Origin of the sequence: Pseudoalteromonas luteoviolacea (assembly GCF_021654285.1) — a bacterium.
GTDB lineage: Bacteria > Pseudomonadota > Gammaproteobacteria > Enterobacterales > Alteromonadaceae > Pseudoalteromonas > Pseudoalteromonas luteoviolacea_J.
In genome coordinates this window covers 1-15299 of the sequence record NZ_JAKFZS010000018.1, presented here as the reverse complement: position 1 = coordinate 15299, position 15299 = coordinate 1, and the positions used below count along the sequence as shown (strand labels likewise).

Here is a 15299-nt window from a genome sequence, read left to right as displayed (position 1 = left end):
TTAATGAAATTAAACATGCAGTTACCGTTTACTTTGTACTATTAAAACGAGACAATTGACTTAAATCTACGTTTAAGATAATTAGGAAAGCAAAGGCTTTCAAAGGAATCTGTAAATAACAAGGAATAAGTGTGACCAAATCATTAAGTATTTTTCATCAAGCATTAAGTGAAGCTAAAGAGCTTCTTAATTGTTACGACACCTTAAATAATCATGACGAAATCGTCCCTCCTGATGCATTAAAAAAAGCTAGCTTGATAATGGCGCTAACAGCTTGGGAAACTTATGTTGAAGATGTTGTAACTGAACTCTTTAATATAAAATTCAGCTTAGTTAAGGGCTCTATGTTAGGTGACTTTGCAGAAAAACAATTAAAAGAACGTTTGAAACAGTTTCATAATCCTGATTCTCGTAAAACAAAGCATTTATTCGAAGAGTTTTTTGGCGTTGATATCACTGCAAAATGGGAGTGGAATAATGTGCTCCCGAAAGATGCTAGAACACAATTAAATAAGTGGATATCTATTCGTGGTGATGCAGTTCATCGGGTGGAAGTCGATGTAAACCAACCACAAGTTATACGTAAAGATGAGTTAGCTAAGTGCATTCGATTTATTGAAGAGTTAGCAAAAGCAACAGATAAAGCAGTAGATAAGCTTTAAAAGGAAGTAAAGGAGTAGTATTACCATGAATGGTGAGTCCACGTACAAACCCAATTTTACCGTTATTGATGATGAACCAACATCAGAACCTAAACCTAAAAAAGAAAATAACAAAACATCAAATGATAATGCTGATTTTGCGTTTAGCTCAAGTGAAGAAAATTTAATTAAAAAAAAGCGTCATAAGCTTAGAATATTTGACCCTGAAGGTATTTATACTTTTAGACATATTGAGATTGGGTATTTTCATTCTTTCCTACATGCCATAAGTGCATTAATTTCGTTATTTCTGATCATCAGTTATTATCGTCTATCAATAACAGAAACCCAGCAGCTAGTATCAGGGATAGGCTATATTAGTGACCTTAATGTATTGGACAAATTGTGCATGACATTTATTGCGTTATATGGGTTATCAAAGTAAAAAGCGTATTTAATGTAAAAGTAACTCAATTTAACAAGCGATATCGATTAGCACTCTGTGCAAATGCATTTAACCGTTTTGTTTTAAATTACTTAAAGCTAATAGTCGCCTTTCTAGTATTTCAATTCCTTATCATACAAGTAAAATATTTAGATCTAACTGTTGGTGAAGCTATAGAGCTGACACTAAATGGAACAATGGCAGATACAATTTCAATCATTACCTGGTTCATCTCAATCATAATTGTTGTTAAAGCCTTTAAATATTGTAGTAAAGGTGAAAATAAATGAGGTGTTTAATCGGATTAATACTTTGCTTAATGCTTCAAGTCAGTTATGCAAAAGAGTCGTTACCAAAAGATTGTTCACACCTAAAAGATGTTACAGAAGCCGATTTTGTATTACTTAGTAAAAAAGAATTTATTGAGCTTGGTGAGTGTTTGGCTATCAGTTTAATTAAGAAAAGAGCCCCCTTAAATGTTGTTGAATCTTGCAGTGAAGTGGATGAGGATAGGAGAAATATATTAGGTATATTTTCCCTCTCTAAGCTAGAAGCTATTTTGATCGGCCAGTGTGTTGGTACTATTAATTATATCTATCAACATTACGACAATGAACCTGTCTCTTCATATAGCTACCGACGTAGTAAAACGAATAAGTATCAATGTACTAAAGGCATTCAGGCTGTCGACATTCTTAGGCGAAGTACAGCTAAATCATATACTCGAACAAAGCTTAGAGATCTACTTTGTAGTGTGAGGTAATTTATGTCACTTGAGATAGAGCCATTATCATTTTTAGAAATTGCTCGCCGTGAACTGAGTAATGACGTTAAGGGCAAGGAGCCCTTACCGGAAGCCATTAGAGGTTGTTTAAATACAATTTTCACTAAAAAAGCGAATGCTGATTTATATCGTTCAAAAGTGATCAATGAAAAAGTGGTTGGCCAAAAACAAAATAAGCATCCGATTAAGCTAGGCAAAAAAAACTTTGTTTATAATGTGTTAGTTATTTGGTACTTGCTTAATAGTGATACAGGGAAAGCTAAATCACTCCTTCAAGAGTATGGCAAACTTGGTAAATGTGTTGATACATTAAATGAGCTTATTGAGCTAACCAAACAGCAATATTTAGAGTTTTTCTGTCTTGGTGTGGTTAGAGAGAACGTGCAACAGGTAATTGAGTGTTTAAAATCATCTGACTTTGATTTATTTACTAAAAAGCTACCATCACCATTCTTATATAACAAAACAGGTAAAAGTGATATTAGCCCAATGCTGTCAATTTATGCTGAAGATATCCCTTGGGAAAGCTATATGACGCAATATCAACTTGCAGAAGACTTCTTTAATAATAAAAACTACGTAAAGGCTAAAGAAACACTTACTCACTTAGAAAAAGTAGCGGTAATTAGGCTTCCTGTTATTGAAGCTTTAAATACAAAAATTAGCGCTGTTGAGACTGAAACTAAAGAAGCCTGGGATTATTTCCAAAATATTTTAAATTAACTGTTGTTTGTGCGCAGCACAAAATGATGATAGCTCCACTGAATCAATTGGAGCTATTTATGAAAACAATTCACTCTCTGTTTAAAAACTTCCCTTCATCAGATGCGAATAAGTATACTCAAAAGGCATTACTTATTGAGCACAGATTAAGTTCTGGCACAGAATACCAAAAACTAGGTGGTAAAAAGCTTAATCTAGCTAAACATCTAATACGCTTTAAGCTTGGTCATTACCGACTAATCTTCAAGCTCACTCATTCAGGTTTTGCACTTGAGGCATTAATACAGCGCAAAAGCCTTAACCGCTTTCTTAAACGAAGGTAATACAAGCTCGTATTACCTTCGTTTAAGGAAATATCAAATGACTAAGAAAATTAAACCATCTGACAATACATCTAACCAAAAAAACTCAAATAAAGGTACATCTGGGACTAACCGCCAGTACGATCAAAAACACGGCAATCGTAGTAAACAAAAACAGCAAGGAGGAAAATAAAATGAAAGCTTTAACTCAAACAACTAAAAATGCAAATCCAGTCAGCTTTCAAGCACACTTTCAACCTAGTAACTCTGATGAAATCAACTCATTGGTAAATACTATTAATTTTGAAAAGCTTAAATGGAAACTAACAAAGTCTACTGAGGCAACTTGGAATGAATCAATGTGCGACTTTGCTGAGGTTGAATATAAAAAATTTCTCACGCTTAAAATGCTTTACCCTAAAGTATCATTCGTCCCCAGCAAACTTGTAGATAAGTTTTGGCATGAACATATATTAGATACTAAATCTTACGCTGAAGATTGCGATACATTGTTTGGAACATTTATTCATCATTACCCTTATTTTGGTATTTATGGTGATGAAGACCAGCAATCATTACAAGCTTCATTTGAAGAGACTATTACATTATATGAAACTCATTTTGGTTCATACCCAACTGATGAATTATTTAGTAAACAAAGCACTGAAGCAGCACGCTGTGACGATCACGCATGCCATGTGCCTTCAAGTTGTCGTTGCCGAGTACCAGGCGCGTGTAAATAAGCCATAAATTGAATAAGTCTTAACTTGAACTGCCAGATTTGATTTTTAGAGTTGAATCAAATCTGGCAGTGAATAGCCGATTTTTGCCAGTTACTAACGGCGGCCCCCTGCATCAGGAGCCAATAGATAATAGTGTGCTCAGATACCGTTAACTTAAAACTATTTTTACCCGTTTCGTCCTAGAAGTTTTTCTAACTTTTGCTCCGCTACTTTATCATCTAATGACAATGCTTTATATTCGTCAATAAGCTTTGTTAACCTAGATCTTTCTCACCACGCAAATGGCCCTTCAGTGCTGTAGGCTTTTTCGAATACTCGCTAACACTTTCCTCAAAGCGTGTCACACCATATTCAAATTGAGGCCAATTTTTTTGTTGCCAATGATACATGTGATTTGAACCTTTGTTAGTTATAAATCACTTTATATCTAATTGTGATTTAAAAGCCCAAGTCTTATGAATCATATGAAGAGGGATTTTGATTTATAAAGTGAAAATGTATAAATCAAATTAATCATTTTGGGCAGGGTTGAGTTATTCAAACGTCCGCTTTGTAAAGATGTTCAAATCGTTATAAGTGATAGCGAACATCTCTTGATAGCTTAAAGTTGCCTGTCAGGTTAAGTCCAAACTTATTCATCGAAACTGTAAGATCAGATATGAGCTACTACATCTTAACATTACTACATCTTAACATTACTACATCTTAACATATGAAATTTAACTTTCTGATGGAACTACGACCTCTTTAGCCTCTTCTTCTGGACCAAGTAAAATTCCTAGCCAACGTGTTTTTTCATTAGTATCTAATGCAATTTTTATCATCATAGTAAGCGGTACAGATAAGAACATGCCGACAATTCCAAATATGTAACCCCACAATATTAACGATAGGAAAACAACAAATGCAGATAAGCCAAGCATTTTACCCATTAACTTGGGTTCTAAGTAATTGCCAACAATATTATTTATGGCGAAAAAGCTTATTCCTGTCCACATAACACCGATAGGGCCTAATTGGATTAGTGCTAAAATAACAGGGGGTATAGCAGCTAGGAGCGAACCTAAATTTGGAATAAAATTTAAAAGGAAGGCTAACATGCCCCATAAAAATGGGTAATCGACGCCTATGAATAACAATGCTAATGCAGCTAAAACACCTGTCAAAAGACTAGTTGCCGCTTTAATTGCCAAATAATGGCGGATTTTACTCAGAATGTTATTTACATGCACCATTTTGTCTTGAGCATTAGAAAATGCCCTAGAGAACTTAGCAGGAAAACTTGTTGTTTCAGCTAAAATAAAAATAACACACAAAAAAATCAAAAAGAAATCACTAAATATATTTCCAACCCCACCTAAAAGCATTGTTACTAATGACATTATGTCGGCTTTTTCAAAAGCCGCTGCAATATTGAAATTTTCAATAGGCATACCATGTGAGGCAACCCAATCTGCTATAGACTTCACCCGCGAGCTTAGCTGCTCAATATAAAACTCTTTATTAGCATTGAAAGCGTTGATTGAATCTCCTACCAGGGCAACAACAGCATAAACAAACGCCAAAATAACAGCGAGTACAATTACAATAGCTAACGAGCGGGGAACTTTATGATCTTCCATCCAACGAATTGAAGGCATACAAATAATGGCAATAAACAGCGCCATTAATAATTGAACTAAAAGAGGTGCGGCAACTTTCAGCCCTGTGATAATAACAATGATTGATGCAGCTGCTACCAGATAAGGTGTAGCCTGCTTGGAAGGATTCATATTTATTGTTTTTCCTTATAATTTAATACGTTATCTACTACACCTGAAGATATCTTATCCATATGAAGTTCAAATCGTTTTTCTAGTATTACTTGCGTTAATTCTGCATTACAAGCCAAGAGTTTATCATACTTTTTTTGCAATGCTTTTTTATCCGATTTTGATTTTTCTAAATCCTGTGTTAACTCTTTAATACGAGGATCAACTGAACTTAATTTCTTATTGTTTCCTGACTTTGCTCCTTGAGATTGATCTCTTTTCGCGTTTACAATTTGCTGGAGTAAATGTTTATATTCATCGTTATTCCTTAACAGACTTCGACCCACACCTGCTTCGTCTTCTACAGCAGAAGGTGAGATTTTTCGACTCTTTGAAATTCTAATGGGATTGCCCGATTTTAGGCGTTCAAAGGCATCGGTTAACTTTTGCATTTTAGACATAATTAAACCTCTATGGGATCATATTTAATATTAAACGACTTCATTATTTTTATTGCGACTGAGTTTTGTGCTTCCATCATTGTCTCTGTACCTTCAAAGCCAGCCATTACTTTTGATTTTAATAGCGATAAGTTTCTTTTATATAATTTCTCCCATTCCAAGGCATTTTCTATAGTAATTATCATCGTTTCACATCTAGCCCCACAAAATGTAGGATCAACAATATGCCCTTTGTCACAAAGATTTCCCTTAGTACAAAAGCCAAACAAAGTACTAGTCAACTTAAAAGCACCTGTTTGAACTAATAGTCGAATTTCATCATCAGTTAATTGCTGCGCTAACCCTCGTTGACGCTCTATTTCTTTACCTTTCACACCTTCTAAATGCTCATCAGACTGGTAAAAGCGTTTATACATCATTACACCAAGCTCTAGTTTCTCTTCATTCAACTGTTTAATAAACTCACTAGAACGAGACATTTTTAGCGCAATGGCGAGATCAGAATTTTCCCCGTAATATTCCGTCATAATTGCATACATATGCTTTACTTGTTGCTTAAGTTGAGTCACACCAGTAATACCGTGCGTTAAAAAGTTTACTATTAAAGTGCGCCTGAATTGATGAGAAGAAAGTGGCCAAACATCTCCAATATTTATGGTTTTTAAAGAGGTAGGATTAAACAATTCGTGCTGCCTCAAATCTTCAGCTGTCACTGTTATATTAAAATGAGCCATAAAATTAGGTAATAATTCGGTTAAACAAGAAACACCGTAAGTTGGTAATCTAAGTAATCGATGCGTGATACATAAAAAAGAATCATTTTTTAGTTCTGGTATTAGTTCTTTTGCTGGTGCGTGAAGATTTTTAAGTAGATTTACAGCACGTTCGGACAATGGGCTTGTAACATAATCAACAAATTTCCCCCCACTGATTTTGCTTTCGTATGACCTTAAGAAATGTATTTTTCTTTTTTTAGTTCCTTTAATCTTGTGCGAATCATCTTTCAAAGCCATTACTTCATCTTCACGCATACCTGAAAATGAACCGAGTATAATGTAGCAAGCAGCTGCTATGATTCCTGTATAGTAAAACAAACCTTTTCCCGTAGCAGCATAAGCATTATCAATGTCTTTTAATTGATATTTTTCTAACAATTCAGAACGAGTAATTATGCCTGCTTTTCTGTTAGCTTTAGACGGCCTTCTTCGTATACTAGACGCTCTTGTAGCTTGTTTTTTTTTGCTTAAAGAAGCATGGTTAGGCATTTCACTTGCTATTTTTTCTGATAATGCATGAATGTGCCAATGCTCAGTAAAAAAATCAGTAATACGTTTAATTTTTGATTCCGCTTCAATGAGTAACTCTACAGCACACTTCATCATCTCTGAGTGAATTTTAATGGGTATATATAAAGTTTGTTGTCCGATACTTGAACCTGGACGACAGTACTTTTGGGCGAGCCCTTCAAGTGTTTTTTCTTTATCAACCCCTGAAAGCCTACCGCTCTTTATTGGTAAAGTTAAATTAATTCCAGAAATATCAAGTTTCTCAATTTTAGCCAACCCTCCTAGCGAACTCCTCAGAGTTTCTAGTGCATATTTAGGCCCTATCCGTGACAATATTTCAATTAATCTTATTGACTTGCTTAACACAGCAATTGAAGTTTTACCCTTATCATTTAACTCAATAAAAAACTTACTAACTTGTTCATAAATAGCCTGTCCAACCCTCGCATTATTACTTTTGGGGTACTCATTTAAAAAAGCATGTAACACAACTGCCCTTAATTCATTACTCAATGCTCGTGAAATATGTAAAGTTCTAAAACCTACTTTATATTTAGCTTTCACCCGATTGGTATTTTGATTTGCGTAAGCTAAGAAATCCCATTGCTTATCTCTAAACCGATTTAAAGGCTGCCCATTTACATCGTAAGTAACAATCGGGTTTAATTTATAAAGCTCCGCAGGTGTTAACTTTGAGATATCAACTGATTCATTCTCGCAACAAAGTGGAATATCTAAATAATCAGTACTTGTAATAGCGTTAATCATCCTACTTCCCTTCTATTCAAAAGACCAAAGAAGATGAACGCCCTGATATTTTATTCTTCGTTCAGCATTTATAATGACTTGAGGACTAAATCTATTGCTCTTCATCCAGTAAATCTCATCAATAGCATCATTTATCAATTGTTTGCTGCCAAACAATCCCCCAGCCTCATTCACATAAAGCGAGTCAATCAAAAACTGATGAAAGGAAAGTAAAATATAGACTTGCTCTTCTTCATCGACAAAAGCATGCTGAGAGCATGTAAAACACGCTAAAATATTATTGCAGCTTATCTTTTTCTCATTGACTAAATTAAGTTTATTAAGTTTACGATTATGCTTTTGAGCTTCACGTGATGTAGTTGCATTCTCACAAACGCCTCCAGTCGATGTTTTTGTTGCCGCTTTGGTTTCAAGTAGTTCCACAGCCGAGTCTTGATCTATAATTTTAATATCAATATCTGAAGTAACTTTATGATGTGTTTTTGATAAGTCCTCACCTGAAATTAGTGATAATGTATAAGCATTCATTCCAACCTGTAATTCATCGGTATTTTCTTCTGGGTTCCCATCACTATAGTGTTTTGCTGCGGTTTTAGGTGAATTACCTAACGCAGCAGATCTTGTATCTAAATCATCAAACTGTTGCCCGTGAGAGTCTCTAAGCTTCTTAGGATTAGGGGATAAAATTTCACCAAATTCACCTACAGGTCCTTTAGTTCTATAATTTTGGATCGCACTGCTAACTGCTGTACTATTAAAGTTTGTATATGAACCGTCTTCTTCCATAAAAGGAAACAGCAAGGCGTTGTCACTAGGATCTATCAACTTTGAGTGGTTGAGGATTTCAGTATAAAATTCTTCTTGATGCTTCTTCATCAAGTAAACCTTAGGCTCATCTTTTTTCTTTTTTCTTTTATCTGTTATTCGAATCGTAAATAGATCACGCTCTCCTTTAGAAATGACCACATCTTGTCGCTTTGCCCTTAACAAAGGAGATAAGTTTGCCCCTGTAATAGCTATAAAGGTCAGCATGTAATAAACCGTTGAACGATTAGATAGATACTTTTTCACATTGAGTTTAGGTGAAATAGATTGAGTATTTAGCGTATGTGTAACTGTATGGTGTGAAAATGTGGGAGCCTTTTCTTTCAGCTGTTGAAGGGTTTCACCTGATAAATACCTACTTTGAAACTCGCGCGCATAAAACATTAGCAGTAAAATTATTAATTTAAAGTCCTTATCCGAAAATGCTTTTGAGTAACCTTTTTCGTCATTAATAGTTGCACCAAATAGCTCACCAGTTCTAGCACAAAATGAAGGAAACCATTCTTCAAAATCATTTTGATTAAGAGAAAAGCAGTCCCTTAATATTATTCGGAACTGTTTCCTCATTCCTTCGCAGGTTTGAGGACCTAGATTTCCTGCATTATATAGCTTTAGTATTACTTTATGGACTCCAAGAAGAATACTTTTATCTGAAAGTGCTAATGAAGGATCAATTTTATTAGCGTAACGAACCCAACGGGATAACATCTTAATTCTAGTCGCCTTGGATACACCTTCGCCTTTCACTTTTTTAACGTAGCCAATAAATTTAATTAACTCTAATTGACGTCTACGCTTTTCTTCCTCACCCAATCCATCAAGTAAGTTAGATAAATCAAAGTCCTTTTTACCTTCAAACTCTACATCTACAGTAATTATTAAAGATAAACCCACAACTGATGACTTATTTAAAGTTGAGGCATCAATAGTCTCCAGGCTAAGCTCATTTACTGTGATTTTTTTTCTAGCCATGGTTATAGGCCTTCCAAGGCTGAAAAAACTTCTTCTAAAATATCTTCGTTAATAGCTGCTTGTTTTTTTAACGCAACAGATGACTGCCAGTGTTCTAGATAGAGTAACGTGTCTTTAAGGTATTTATGTCTCATTTGAGTTTTAGTGAATGCCAAACATTCTTTTTTTGGCCACCCTGAATCAATACATGCTTTCATGGTATCTACACCGAAAGTAACTCTGAGGTCATGAAGCTTATGATAAAATTCATCGTTAGCCGTTATGATATACTTATTCATAAATTCATTGAAAAGTGTAGAGATCATCTTTTGTGTATAGGGTTCACCATTTTTATTAAGAAATACATGTGGTCGACTAGGGGTCGATTTTGCCAAACGCTTTAAATATCTTTTACTTTTGTTATACCTCAATAAAGTAGCTATGGTGCGACCAGAAACCTGAACCGGCATTTCACTATCTTTTTTTGTTCTATGCTCACTAAGTGGTCCTAGTTTTAATTTAAAGCTATCTTCATCCGCATACTTAGAAATCATATCGATACGAAGATCTGCTATTTCATCAGCTCTCATACCACTATTCATAGCTAACAAACACATCAGTAATAACTCTTGTGAACCATTTTTTAAAAGAGATAAAAAGAACAACTCTTGTTCTTCTGGCGTAAAAGGAATTAGCTCAGTAGCTTTAGTACTGGGGATATTTGGTTTGCAATCTGCTGATTGCACTTTAATTTCTAAACCTGTGATATGCGACGTTAAGTCATTATCGAATTTTTTTATGATAGTTTCTGTATATTCAACAGGGACACCTTTGGTAAACGGATAGCTAAATTTTAAATGATGAGTATAAAATCGGACTACGGATGAAAAGTAATTTTTAGCTGTTGTACCTGCAATTTGTCCTGACCCATAAAGTTCTTCCAAGAAATTTGAAAATTGATAAATAGGTCTTTCATAAGAAATAGAAGAGCCAGCACTCCAATTTAGTTCAGGCACCCCACCAATAAAATCAAAGTAAAGTCTAAGCGCTCTAGATTCAAAGGAAGAGTTATCTCTACCTTCTTTATGTCGGGTTAATAAATAATCAAATACAGAAGGAATTATAAAACCAGTGTCTTCATCAACAACGACTGTTAATTCTTCTACCATTTCTTTATTGCAAGGCTTAGTTGTATCGACGCAAGAATAACCACCGTTTTGATCGATAAAATCAGTAGGTACACTTTTAAAGGAAAAGAAGGTTGGAAGTAGTTGAGTTTTGTAAGCCATGAAAGAATCTCCTGTAGCTTACTAATATAATCATAAATTCATAAAAGTCAAAACTTGAAAGTTGGGTTCAAACTCCTATCGCTACAGTACTTTTCATAAAAACAACTTCTTGACAGTTGGGTTCTTAAAATTAACCTGACAGTGCCAATGTTTGGAATGTAATTGAGTAAAAATGCTAATACACCCCAAAGCACAAAATAGTCGACATCGAGGAGCCACAGTAAAAATCCAGCCAGCACACCAGTGGCCAGTGAAACACCTGTTTTAATCGCCAAATAGCTATTAATTGAATCTAGGAAGCGGTCAATTTGCTGCATTTTCATTTGCGGATCATCAAGGGCAATATGCACTTTTTTACTCAGCATAGGCGCTTCAAAAAGCATAAAAACAACCGTCAGCAAAATTAAGAAAATATTGGCCATCACACCACCAAACCCAGCAAGCATATTAGTTGCCACATCTATCATTTTACCGGGATCAAACAGTGAGATAAGCTGCTGCTTATCAATAAGTATATTGTAGTTCGCAGCGGTATCTACTAACCAAATAAATTTATCTTGAAGCGCTTCACGGTAGCTGGGTAATTGCAATGAAAAGTCATTTAAAGACTGCCCAACTAATCCAGCTAGGCTCATTCCTAATAATGCGACTAAGGCTATGATAATCACTATCGCTGCGCCTTTAGGAATACGATAACTAGCGAAAAATCTTAAAAGTGGATTGCAAATAATCGCAATAAATGCAGCTAAAATAAACGGCACTAAAATGTCATTTGCAAGTTTTACACCTGCCAATACAATGAATAATGAGGCCAATACAACTAAGCTCTTGTTTATCCCAGTCAATGATGACACTGTTGATCCTTATGCGAGGTCGCAACGTTGAAGGTAAAGTTAACACATAACTTCTGTATGTATCTGCTACTATTGTAATTGAATTTAAATTCAAAGCACTAGGGCTAATTTAAAAACATACATAAACCAAATCATAATTGAGCGTGGAATGAATATATTGATCACGGGTGGAACCGGACTAATTGGGCAGGAACTTTGTAAGTTTTTAGTCAATAAATATGATTTAATCGTTTTGACCAGAAACGAGATAAAAGCAAGACAGCGGTTAGGGCAGAACGCACGCTTTGTCGACTGTTTATCTAAAGTTGACTTCAACGATATAGACATCATCATTAACTTGGCAGGAGAACCCATCGCTGACAAAAGATGGAATGATGGGCGTAAACAGGCAATCATAGATAGCAGGGTTGGCATCACTAAACAAATATCTAACTATGTTAATGCAGCCCAAACACCGCCTCATACTTTTATTTCAGGCAGCGCTATTGGTTTTTACGGCAGACAAGCCCCTAACGAGTCAGTAGATGAAACTTTTGATAAGCCGCACGATGAATTTAGCCATCAGTTGTGTCGTGACTGGGAGCAAGCAGCTTTAACCAGTCAAAGTGAGAAAACGAGAGTCTGCCTACTTCGAACTGGTGTCGTTTTGTCTCGTCGCGGTGGTGCGCTCAAAAAAATGTTACCTGCGTTTTCTTGGGGTATGGGTGGACCTATGGGCTCTGGTGAACAGATAATGTCATGGATCCACATTGATGACATGATACAGCTGATCCTTTTCTTGATCCGCCACGATGAATTACAAGGTGCATTTAACGCAACAGCTCCAAATCCAGTATCAAATAAAGAATTCTCAGATTGTCTTGCTAATGTCCTAAACCGTCCAGCTTTTTTGTGGTTGCCTGAAAGTTTCTTAAAATGGGCATTTGGAGAAATGTCAGACTTGCTTATTTATGGCCAAAGAGTCATTCCTAAGAAAGCACTCGATGCAAATTATAGATTCCGCTATCAATCGTTAGAAGAAGCATTGAAACAAATAATGCACTAACACAAATAGTACCAACATAAAGGGTTGATAATCTGAGCGCCCTTTTGGCCCTGCTTGAAGATGAATTACTTACGACCACTCATATGAACATGCAGATTTCTAGAGTGTGATTATACTTAAACATACCATCTATAAAGAGCCGTATGATTGCCTTACTCTCGTTTCAATAAATTCATTCAAGCCACATTACACAGCAAGTACTTACTTTCGCTGCGTGAAGCTTTTATTGCTCTTTTACCTTATTTTGTCAGCAGCGCTCTTGCGCTGCTTATTATTAACAGTGCACTGTTTTTCAATTTAATCAACAAAAGTAATGGAATATATACTGTTCTATTTAATGGTGCGGCACTGATTTTGAGTCTATTCCCGCTCATCGTCGCCACCTCCATTGGCTTCTTTATCTGTAAAAATTATGGGCAAAGTGGGATCATTGGCGCCATGCTCGCTTTACTGAGCTTCTCACTGCATGGCCAATATATCATTTCAGTAAATACCAGCTTTGAGCTTAATCCCACAGGTGCAACGCCATTTGCCATTATTATTCCTAGCATTAGTAGTTTGTTGCTCGTATTGTGTATGCGACTGCAACCAAGCTTTGATAGCTATTTATATCGTGTCAGTCATTTCTTGAGTGAAAAGCTACGAACAATCCTCCCATTCTCTGCGGTTTTTTTCAGTTTCTACCTATTTATGCCCTTCCTCTTTGCCATCGGCGACATGATTGCTTCATGGATCACGCCAGACACCACTAATACCTCTGTTGCTTGGTTAACTTATCAAAGAATGCTCATAACACATGGTTTGTGGTTTCTTGGGATCCATGGCGATAATACATTTGATATGTTACTGAGCCCTCAGTTTTTGTCGCAACCCATATTGCCAGGGATCTCGGCAAAAGTATTTTATGACACCTTTGTACTTATTAGCGGCACAGGCTGCTTCGCAGGGCTCATTTTAGCGGCTCTATGCCTTAAACGCAGCGGCCATGAACGCAATATAGCCAAGCTTTCTATTCCTTTCACTGTCTTTAATTTTTGTGAGATTATTGTTTTCGCCCTGCCTATATTTTTAAACCCGATTATGCTTGTACCATTTATCTTGGTTCCGAGCATTAATTTTATATTGGCCTACTTTGTCTTAAGTCATGGCTGGGTTGATGTCACAAATATTGAGATTAGCTGGATGACTCCTGCGCTGATCAGCGGCTATAAAGTCTCAGGCGGTGTATCTGGTGTTATTTTGCAAAGTTGCTTAATTATCACCAGCGCATTCATCTATTACCCTTTCCTATACTGGCACAACCGCCAAATTAACTTTGAAAGTGCCATTAACAAACTGACCGATAAGCTAAAAATTTCTGAGCAATTAAGAAGTACAGGAGAATCTGTCTTCATAGCCCACCAACGAGATATTGACTATGCAAGCAAAGAGCTCAATCAGGTGCTTAATGATATTAGTGAAGGCAAGCTCAAGTTGTATTACCAGCCGCAAATATGTCAGATTTCAGCAAGCGTCAGTGGATTTGAGGCACTTTTGAGACTACAAAAACCAAGTGGAAATTTAGTCGGCCCATATTTTTTAGATACATTGATAAAACATGACCAAACAGACATCATTGACAAATGGGTCATCGAACAAGCACAGCGTGATCTTGCATATTTTAGAAAAAGAGATTTTTTTCCAATCCTTAGCATCAATGTAAACCCAAAGGTCATGACCGACCATGTACTCATTAATTATCTATGTAAAACATTTCATCAGTTTCCTGAACAACTAAAAATAGAAGTTGTCGAGTCAGGTTACTTAAGCGATAAAAACAAAGTAATCAAAAATATCCTTAAATTACGCGCTTCCAAGATAGAAACCGTCATTGACGATTTTGGCACTGGTTACTCCAGTTTATCTATGTTAGCGGATCTGCCTATCGATATTGTAAAGCTAGACAAGTCGCTATTAGACAATGCACAAGAAGAATCAGGTGCAGATTTTTATACCTATGTAGTTGAGTTACTTCATAAAATGGATAAACATTTAGTTGCAGAAGGGGTCGAGTCTCAGGGCCAATTAGAGTTTGTTCGCGGCCTGCAAATTGAAACAGTACAGGGATGGCATTATCAAAAGGCGTTACCCAAGCAAGAAATCATACCTTATCAGGCGCGATTCTCATCCAATAGTGACTAGGGCAATGTTTAGCATAAAATAACTCTTTACTTTCAATGAAGCAACATACCTAAAAGTAACTTGGCTAGTTCTCAGGGTTGCCTTAACGTAACCATATGGATTAGCACAATAGACATTCATTACTCGAAATATAGCCTGTACACTGTGCGTTTCATTATTTACTCCTGATTTCAGATAATAAGTGCGACACTCATAGAAAGGTGTAGAGGAGGAAGTCAACTGCCGAAAGTGGTACGCTCTTCTCGCCAAA

The 15299-nt window shown here is 36.0% G+C and carries 15 protein-coding genes and 1 pseudogene; 9 read left to right on the top strand and 7 right to left on the bottom strand.

Annotated elements, in window-relative coordinates; translation table 11 throughout:
* Window positions 1–131: 131 nt before the first annotated feature.
* The 7 genes from L1077_RS16920 (at window position 132) to L1077_RS16895 (ending at window position 3638) form a co-directional block, all read left to right on the top strand.
* Complete coding sequence (locus L1077_RS16920; RefSeq protein ID WP_237138149.1) at window positions 132–662, top strand: HEPN domain-containing protein; 531 nt, start codon at window positions 132–134, stop codon at window positions 660–662.
* A 25-nt stretch (window positions 663–687) separates the two neighbouring features.
* Window positions 688–1086, top strand: a complete 399-nt coding sequence (locus L1077_RS16915; RefSeq protein WP_237138148.1) for a hypothetical protein — start codon at window positions 688–690, stop codon at window positions 1084–1086.
* Window positions 1087–1372: 286 nt separating this feature from the next.
* On the top strand, window positions 1373–1849 hold the full coding sequence (locus L1077_RS16910) for a hypothetical protein (protein WP_237138147.1): 477 nt from the start codon (window positions 1373–1375) through the stop codon (window positions 1847–1849).
* A gap of 3 nt (window positions 1850–1852) precedes the next feature.
* Window positions 1853–2593 carry a hypothetical protein gene (locus L1077_RS16905; RefSeq protein ID WP_237138146.1) on the top strand — a complete coding sequence of 247 codons (741 nt, stop codon included), beginning with the start codon at window positions 1853–1855 and terminating at the stop codon, window positions 2591–2593.
* A 59-nt stretch (window positions 2594–2652) separates the two neighbouring features.
* Window positions 2653–2916: a ParE family toxin-like protein gene (locus L1077_RS16900; RefSeq protein WP_237138145.1), complete on the top strand. Its 264-nt coding sequence runs from the start codon at window positions 2653–2655 to the stop codon at window positions 2914–2916.
* 37 nt (window positions 2917–2953) lie between these two features.
* Window positions 2954–3088 carry a hypothetical protein gene (locus L1077_RS27485; RefSeq protein ID WP_275424231.1) on the top strand — a complete coding sequence of 45 codons (135 nt, stop codon included), beginning with the start codon at window positions 2954–2956 and terminating at the stop codon, window positions 3086–3088.
* Between the two features lies 1 nt (window position 3089).
* Window positions 3090–3638, top strand: a complete 549-nt coding sequence (locus L1077_RS16895; protein WP_237138144.1) for a glycine-rich domain-containing protein — start codon at window positions 3090–3092, stop codon at window positions 3636–3638.
* A gap of 254 nt (window positions 3639–3892) precedes the next feature.
* Here the strand turns inward: L1077_RS16895 and L1077_RS16890 are convergent, their stop codons facing one another.
* The 7 genes and pseudogenes from L1077_RS16890 to L1077_RS16860 form a co-directional block, all read right to left on the bottom strand.
* Entirely contained in the window at window positions 3893–4027 is a 135-nt protein-coding gene (locus tag L1077_RS16890) for a DUF4172 domain-containing protein (RefSeq protein WP_237138143.1), read from the bottom strand.
* 330 nt (window positions 4028–4357) lie between these two features.
* The gene (locus L1077_RS16885) at window positions 4358–5410 is read right to left on the bottom strand and encodes an AI-2E family transporter (protein WP_237138142.1); all 1053 of its coding nucleotides are present in this window, start codon (window positions 5408–5410) and stop codon (window positions 4358–4360) included.
* A 2-nt stretch (window positions 5411–5412) separates the two neighbouring features.
* Window positions 5413–5850 carry a hypothetical protein gene (locus L1077_RS16880; RefSeq protein WP_237138141.1) on the bottom strand — a complete coding sequence of 146 codons (438 nt, stop codon included), beginning with the start codon at window positions 5848–5850 and terminating at the stop codon, window positions 5413–5415.
* 2 nt (window positions 5851–5852) lie between these two features.
* Complete coding sequence (locus tag L1077_RS16875; RefSeq protein ID WP_237138140.1) at window positions 5853–7904, bottom strand: hypothetical protein; 2052 nt, start codon at window positions 7902–7904, stop codon at window positions 5853–5855.
* Between the two features lie 12 nt (window positions 7905–7916).
* Window positions 7917–9701 (bottom strand): hypothetical protein, encoded by a 1785-nt coding sequence (locus tag L1077_RS16870; RefSeq protein WP_237138139.1) that lies wholly within the window; start codon window positions 9699–9701, stop codon window positions 7917–7919.
* Between the two features lie 2 nt (window positions 9702–9703).
* Window positions 9704–10969 carry a tyrosine-type recombinase/integrase gene (locus L1077_RS16865; RefSeq protein ID WP_237138138.1) on the bottom strand — a complete coding sequence of 422 codons (1266 nt, stop codon included), beginning with the start codon at window positions 10967–10969 and terminating at the stop codon, window positions 9704–9706.
* A 137-nt stretch (window positions 10970–11106) separates the two neighbouring features.
* A pseudogene (locus L1077_RS16860) lies at window positions 11107–11823 on the bottom strand (AI-2E family transporter); the annotation flags it as partial.
* A gap of 148 nt (window positions 11824–11971) precedes the next feature.
* Here L1077_RS16860 and L1077_RS16855 point away from each other — a divergent pair.
* Window positions 11972–12868 (top strand): TIGR01777 family oxidoreductase, encoded by an 897-nt coding sequence (locus L1077_RS16855; RefSeq protein WP_237138137.1) that lies wholly within the window; start codon window positions 11972–11974, stop codon window positions 12866–12868.
* A 147-nt stretch (window positions 12869–13015) separates the two neighbouring features.
* Window positions 13016–15049, top strand: a complete 2034-nt coding sequence (locus L1077_RS16850; RefSeq protein ID WP_237138136.1) for an EAL domain-containing protein — start codon at window positions 13016–13018, stop codon at window positions 15047–15049.
* Window positions 15050–15299 lie beyond the last annotated feature (250 nt).

Bases quoted from the DNA above. Each gene is read 5' to 3' on its own strand.
- L1077_RS16915 (WP_237138148.1), top strand. From the start codon at position 688: ATGAATGGTGAGTCCACGTACAAACCCAATTTTACCGTTATTGATGAT.
- L1077_RS16910 (WP_237138147.1), top strand. From the start codon at position 1,373: ATGAGGTGTTTAATCGGATTAATACTTTGCTTAATGCTTCAAGTCAGT.
- L1077_RS16905 (WP_237138146.1), top strand. From the start codon at position 1,853: ATGTCACTTGAGATAGAGCCATTATCATTTTTAGAAATTGCTCGCCGT.
- L1077_RS16900 (WP_237138145.1), top strand. From the start codon at position 2,653: ATGAAAACAATTCACTCTCTGTTTAAAAACTTCCCTTCATCAGATGCG.
- L1077_RS27485 (WP_275424231.1), top strand. From the start codon at position 2,954: ATGACTAAGAAAATTAAACCATCTGACAATACATCTAACCAAAAAAAC.
- L1077_RS16895 (WP_237138144.1), top strand. From the start codon at position 3,090: ATGAAAGCTTTAACTCAAACAACTAAAAATGCAAATCCAGTCAGCTTT.
- L1077_RS16890 (WP_237138143.1), bottom strand. From the start codon at position 4,027: ATGTATCATTGGCAACAAAAAAATTGGCCTCAATTTGAATATGGTGTG.
- L1077_RS16885 (WP_237138142.1), bottom strand. From the start codon at position 5,410: ATGAATCCTTCCAAGCAGGCTACACCTTATCTGGTAGCAGCTGCATCA.
- L1077_RS16880 (WP_237138141.1), bottom strand. From the start codon at position 5,850: ATGTCTAAAATGCAAAAGTTAACCGATGCCTTTGAACGCCTAAAATCG.
- L1077_RS16875 (WP_237138140.1), bottom strand. From the start codon at position 7,904: ATGATTAACGCTATTACAAGTACTGATTATTTAGATATTCCACTTTGT.
- L1077_RS16870 (WP_237138139.1), bottom strand. From the start codon at position 9,701: ATGGCTAGAAAAAAAATCACAGTAAATGAGCTTAGCCTGGAGACTATT.
- L1077_RS16865 (WP_237138138.1), bottom strand. From the start codon at position 10,969: ATGGCTTACAAAACTCAACTACTTCCAACCTTCTTTTCCTTTAAAAGT.
- L1077_RS16855 (WP_237138137.1), top strand. From the start codon at position 11,972: ATGAATATATTGATCACGGGTGGAACCGGACTAATTGGGCAGGAACTT.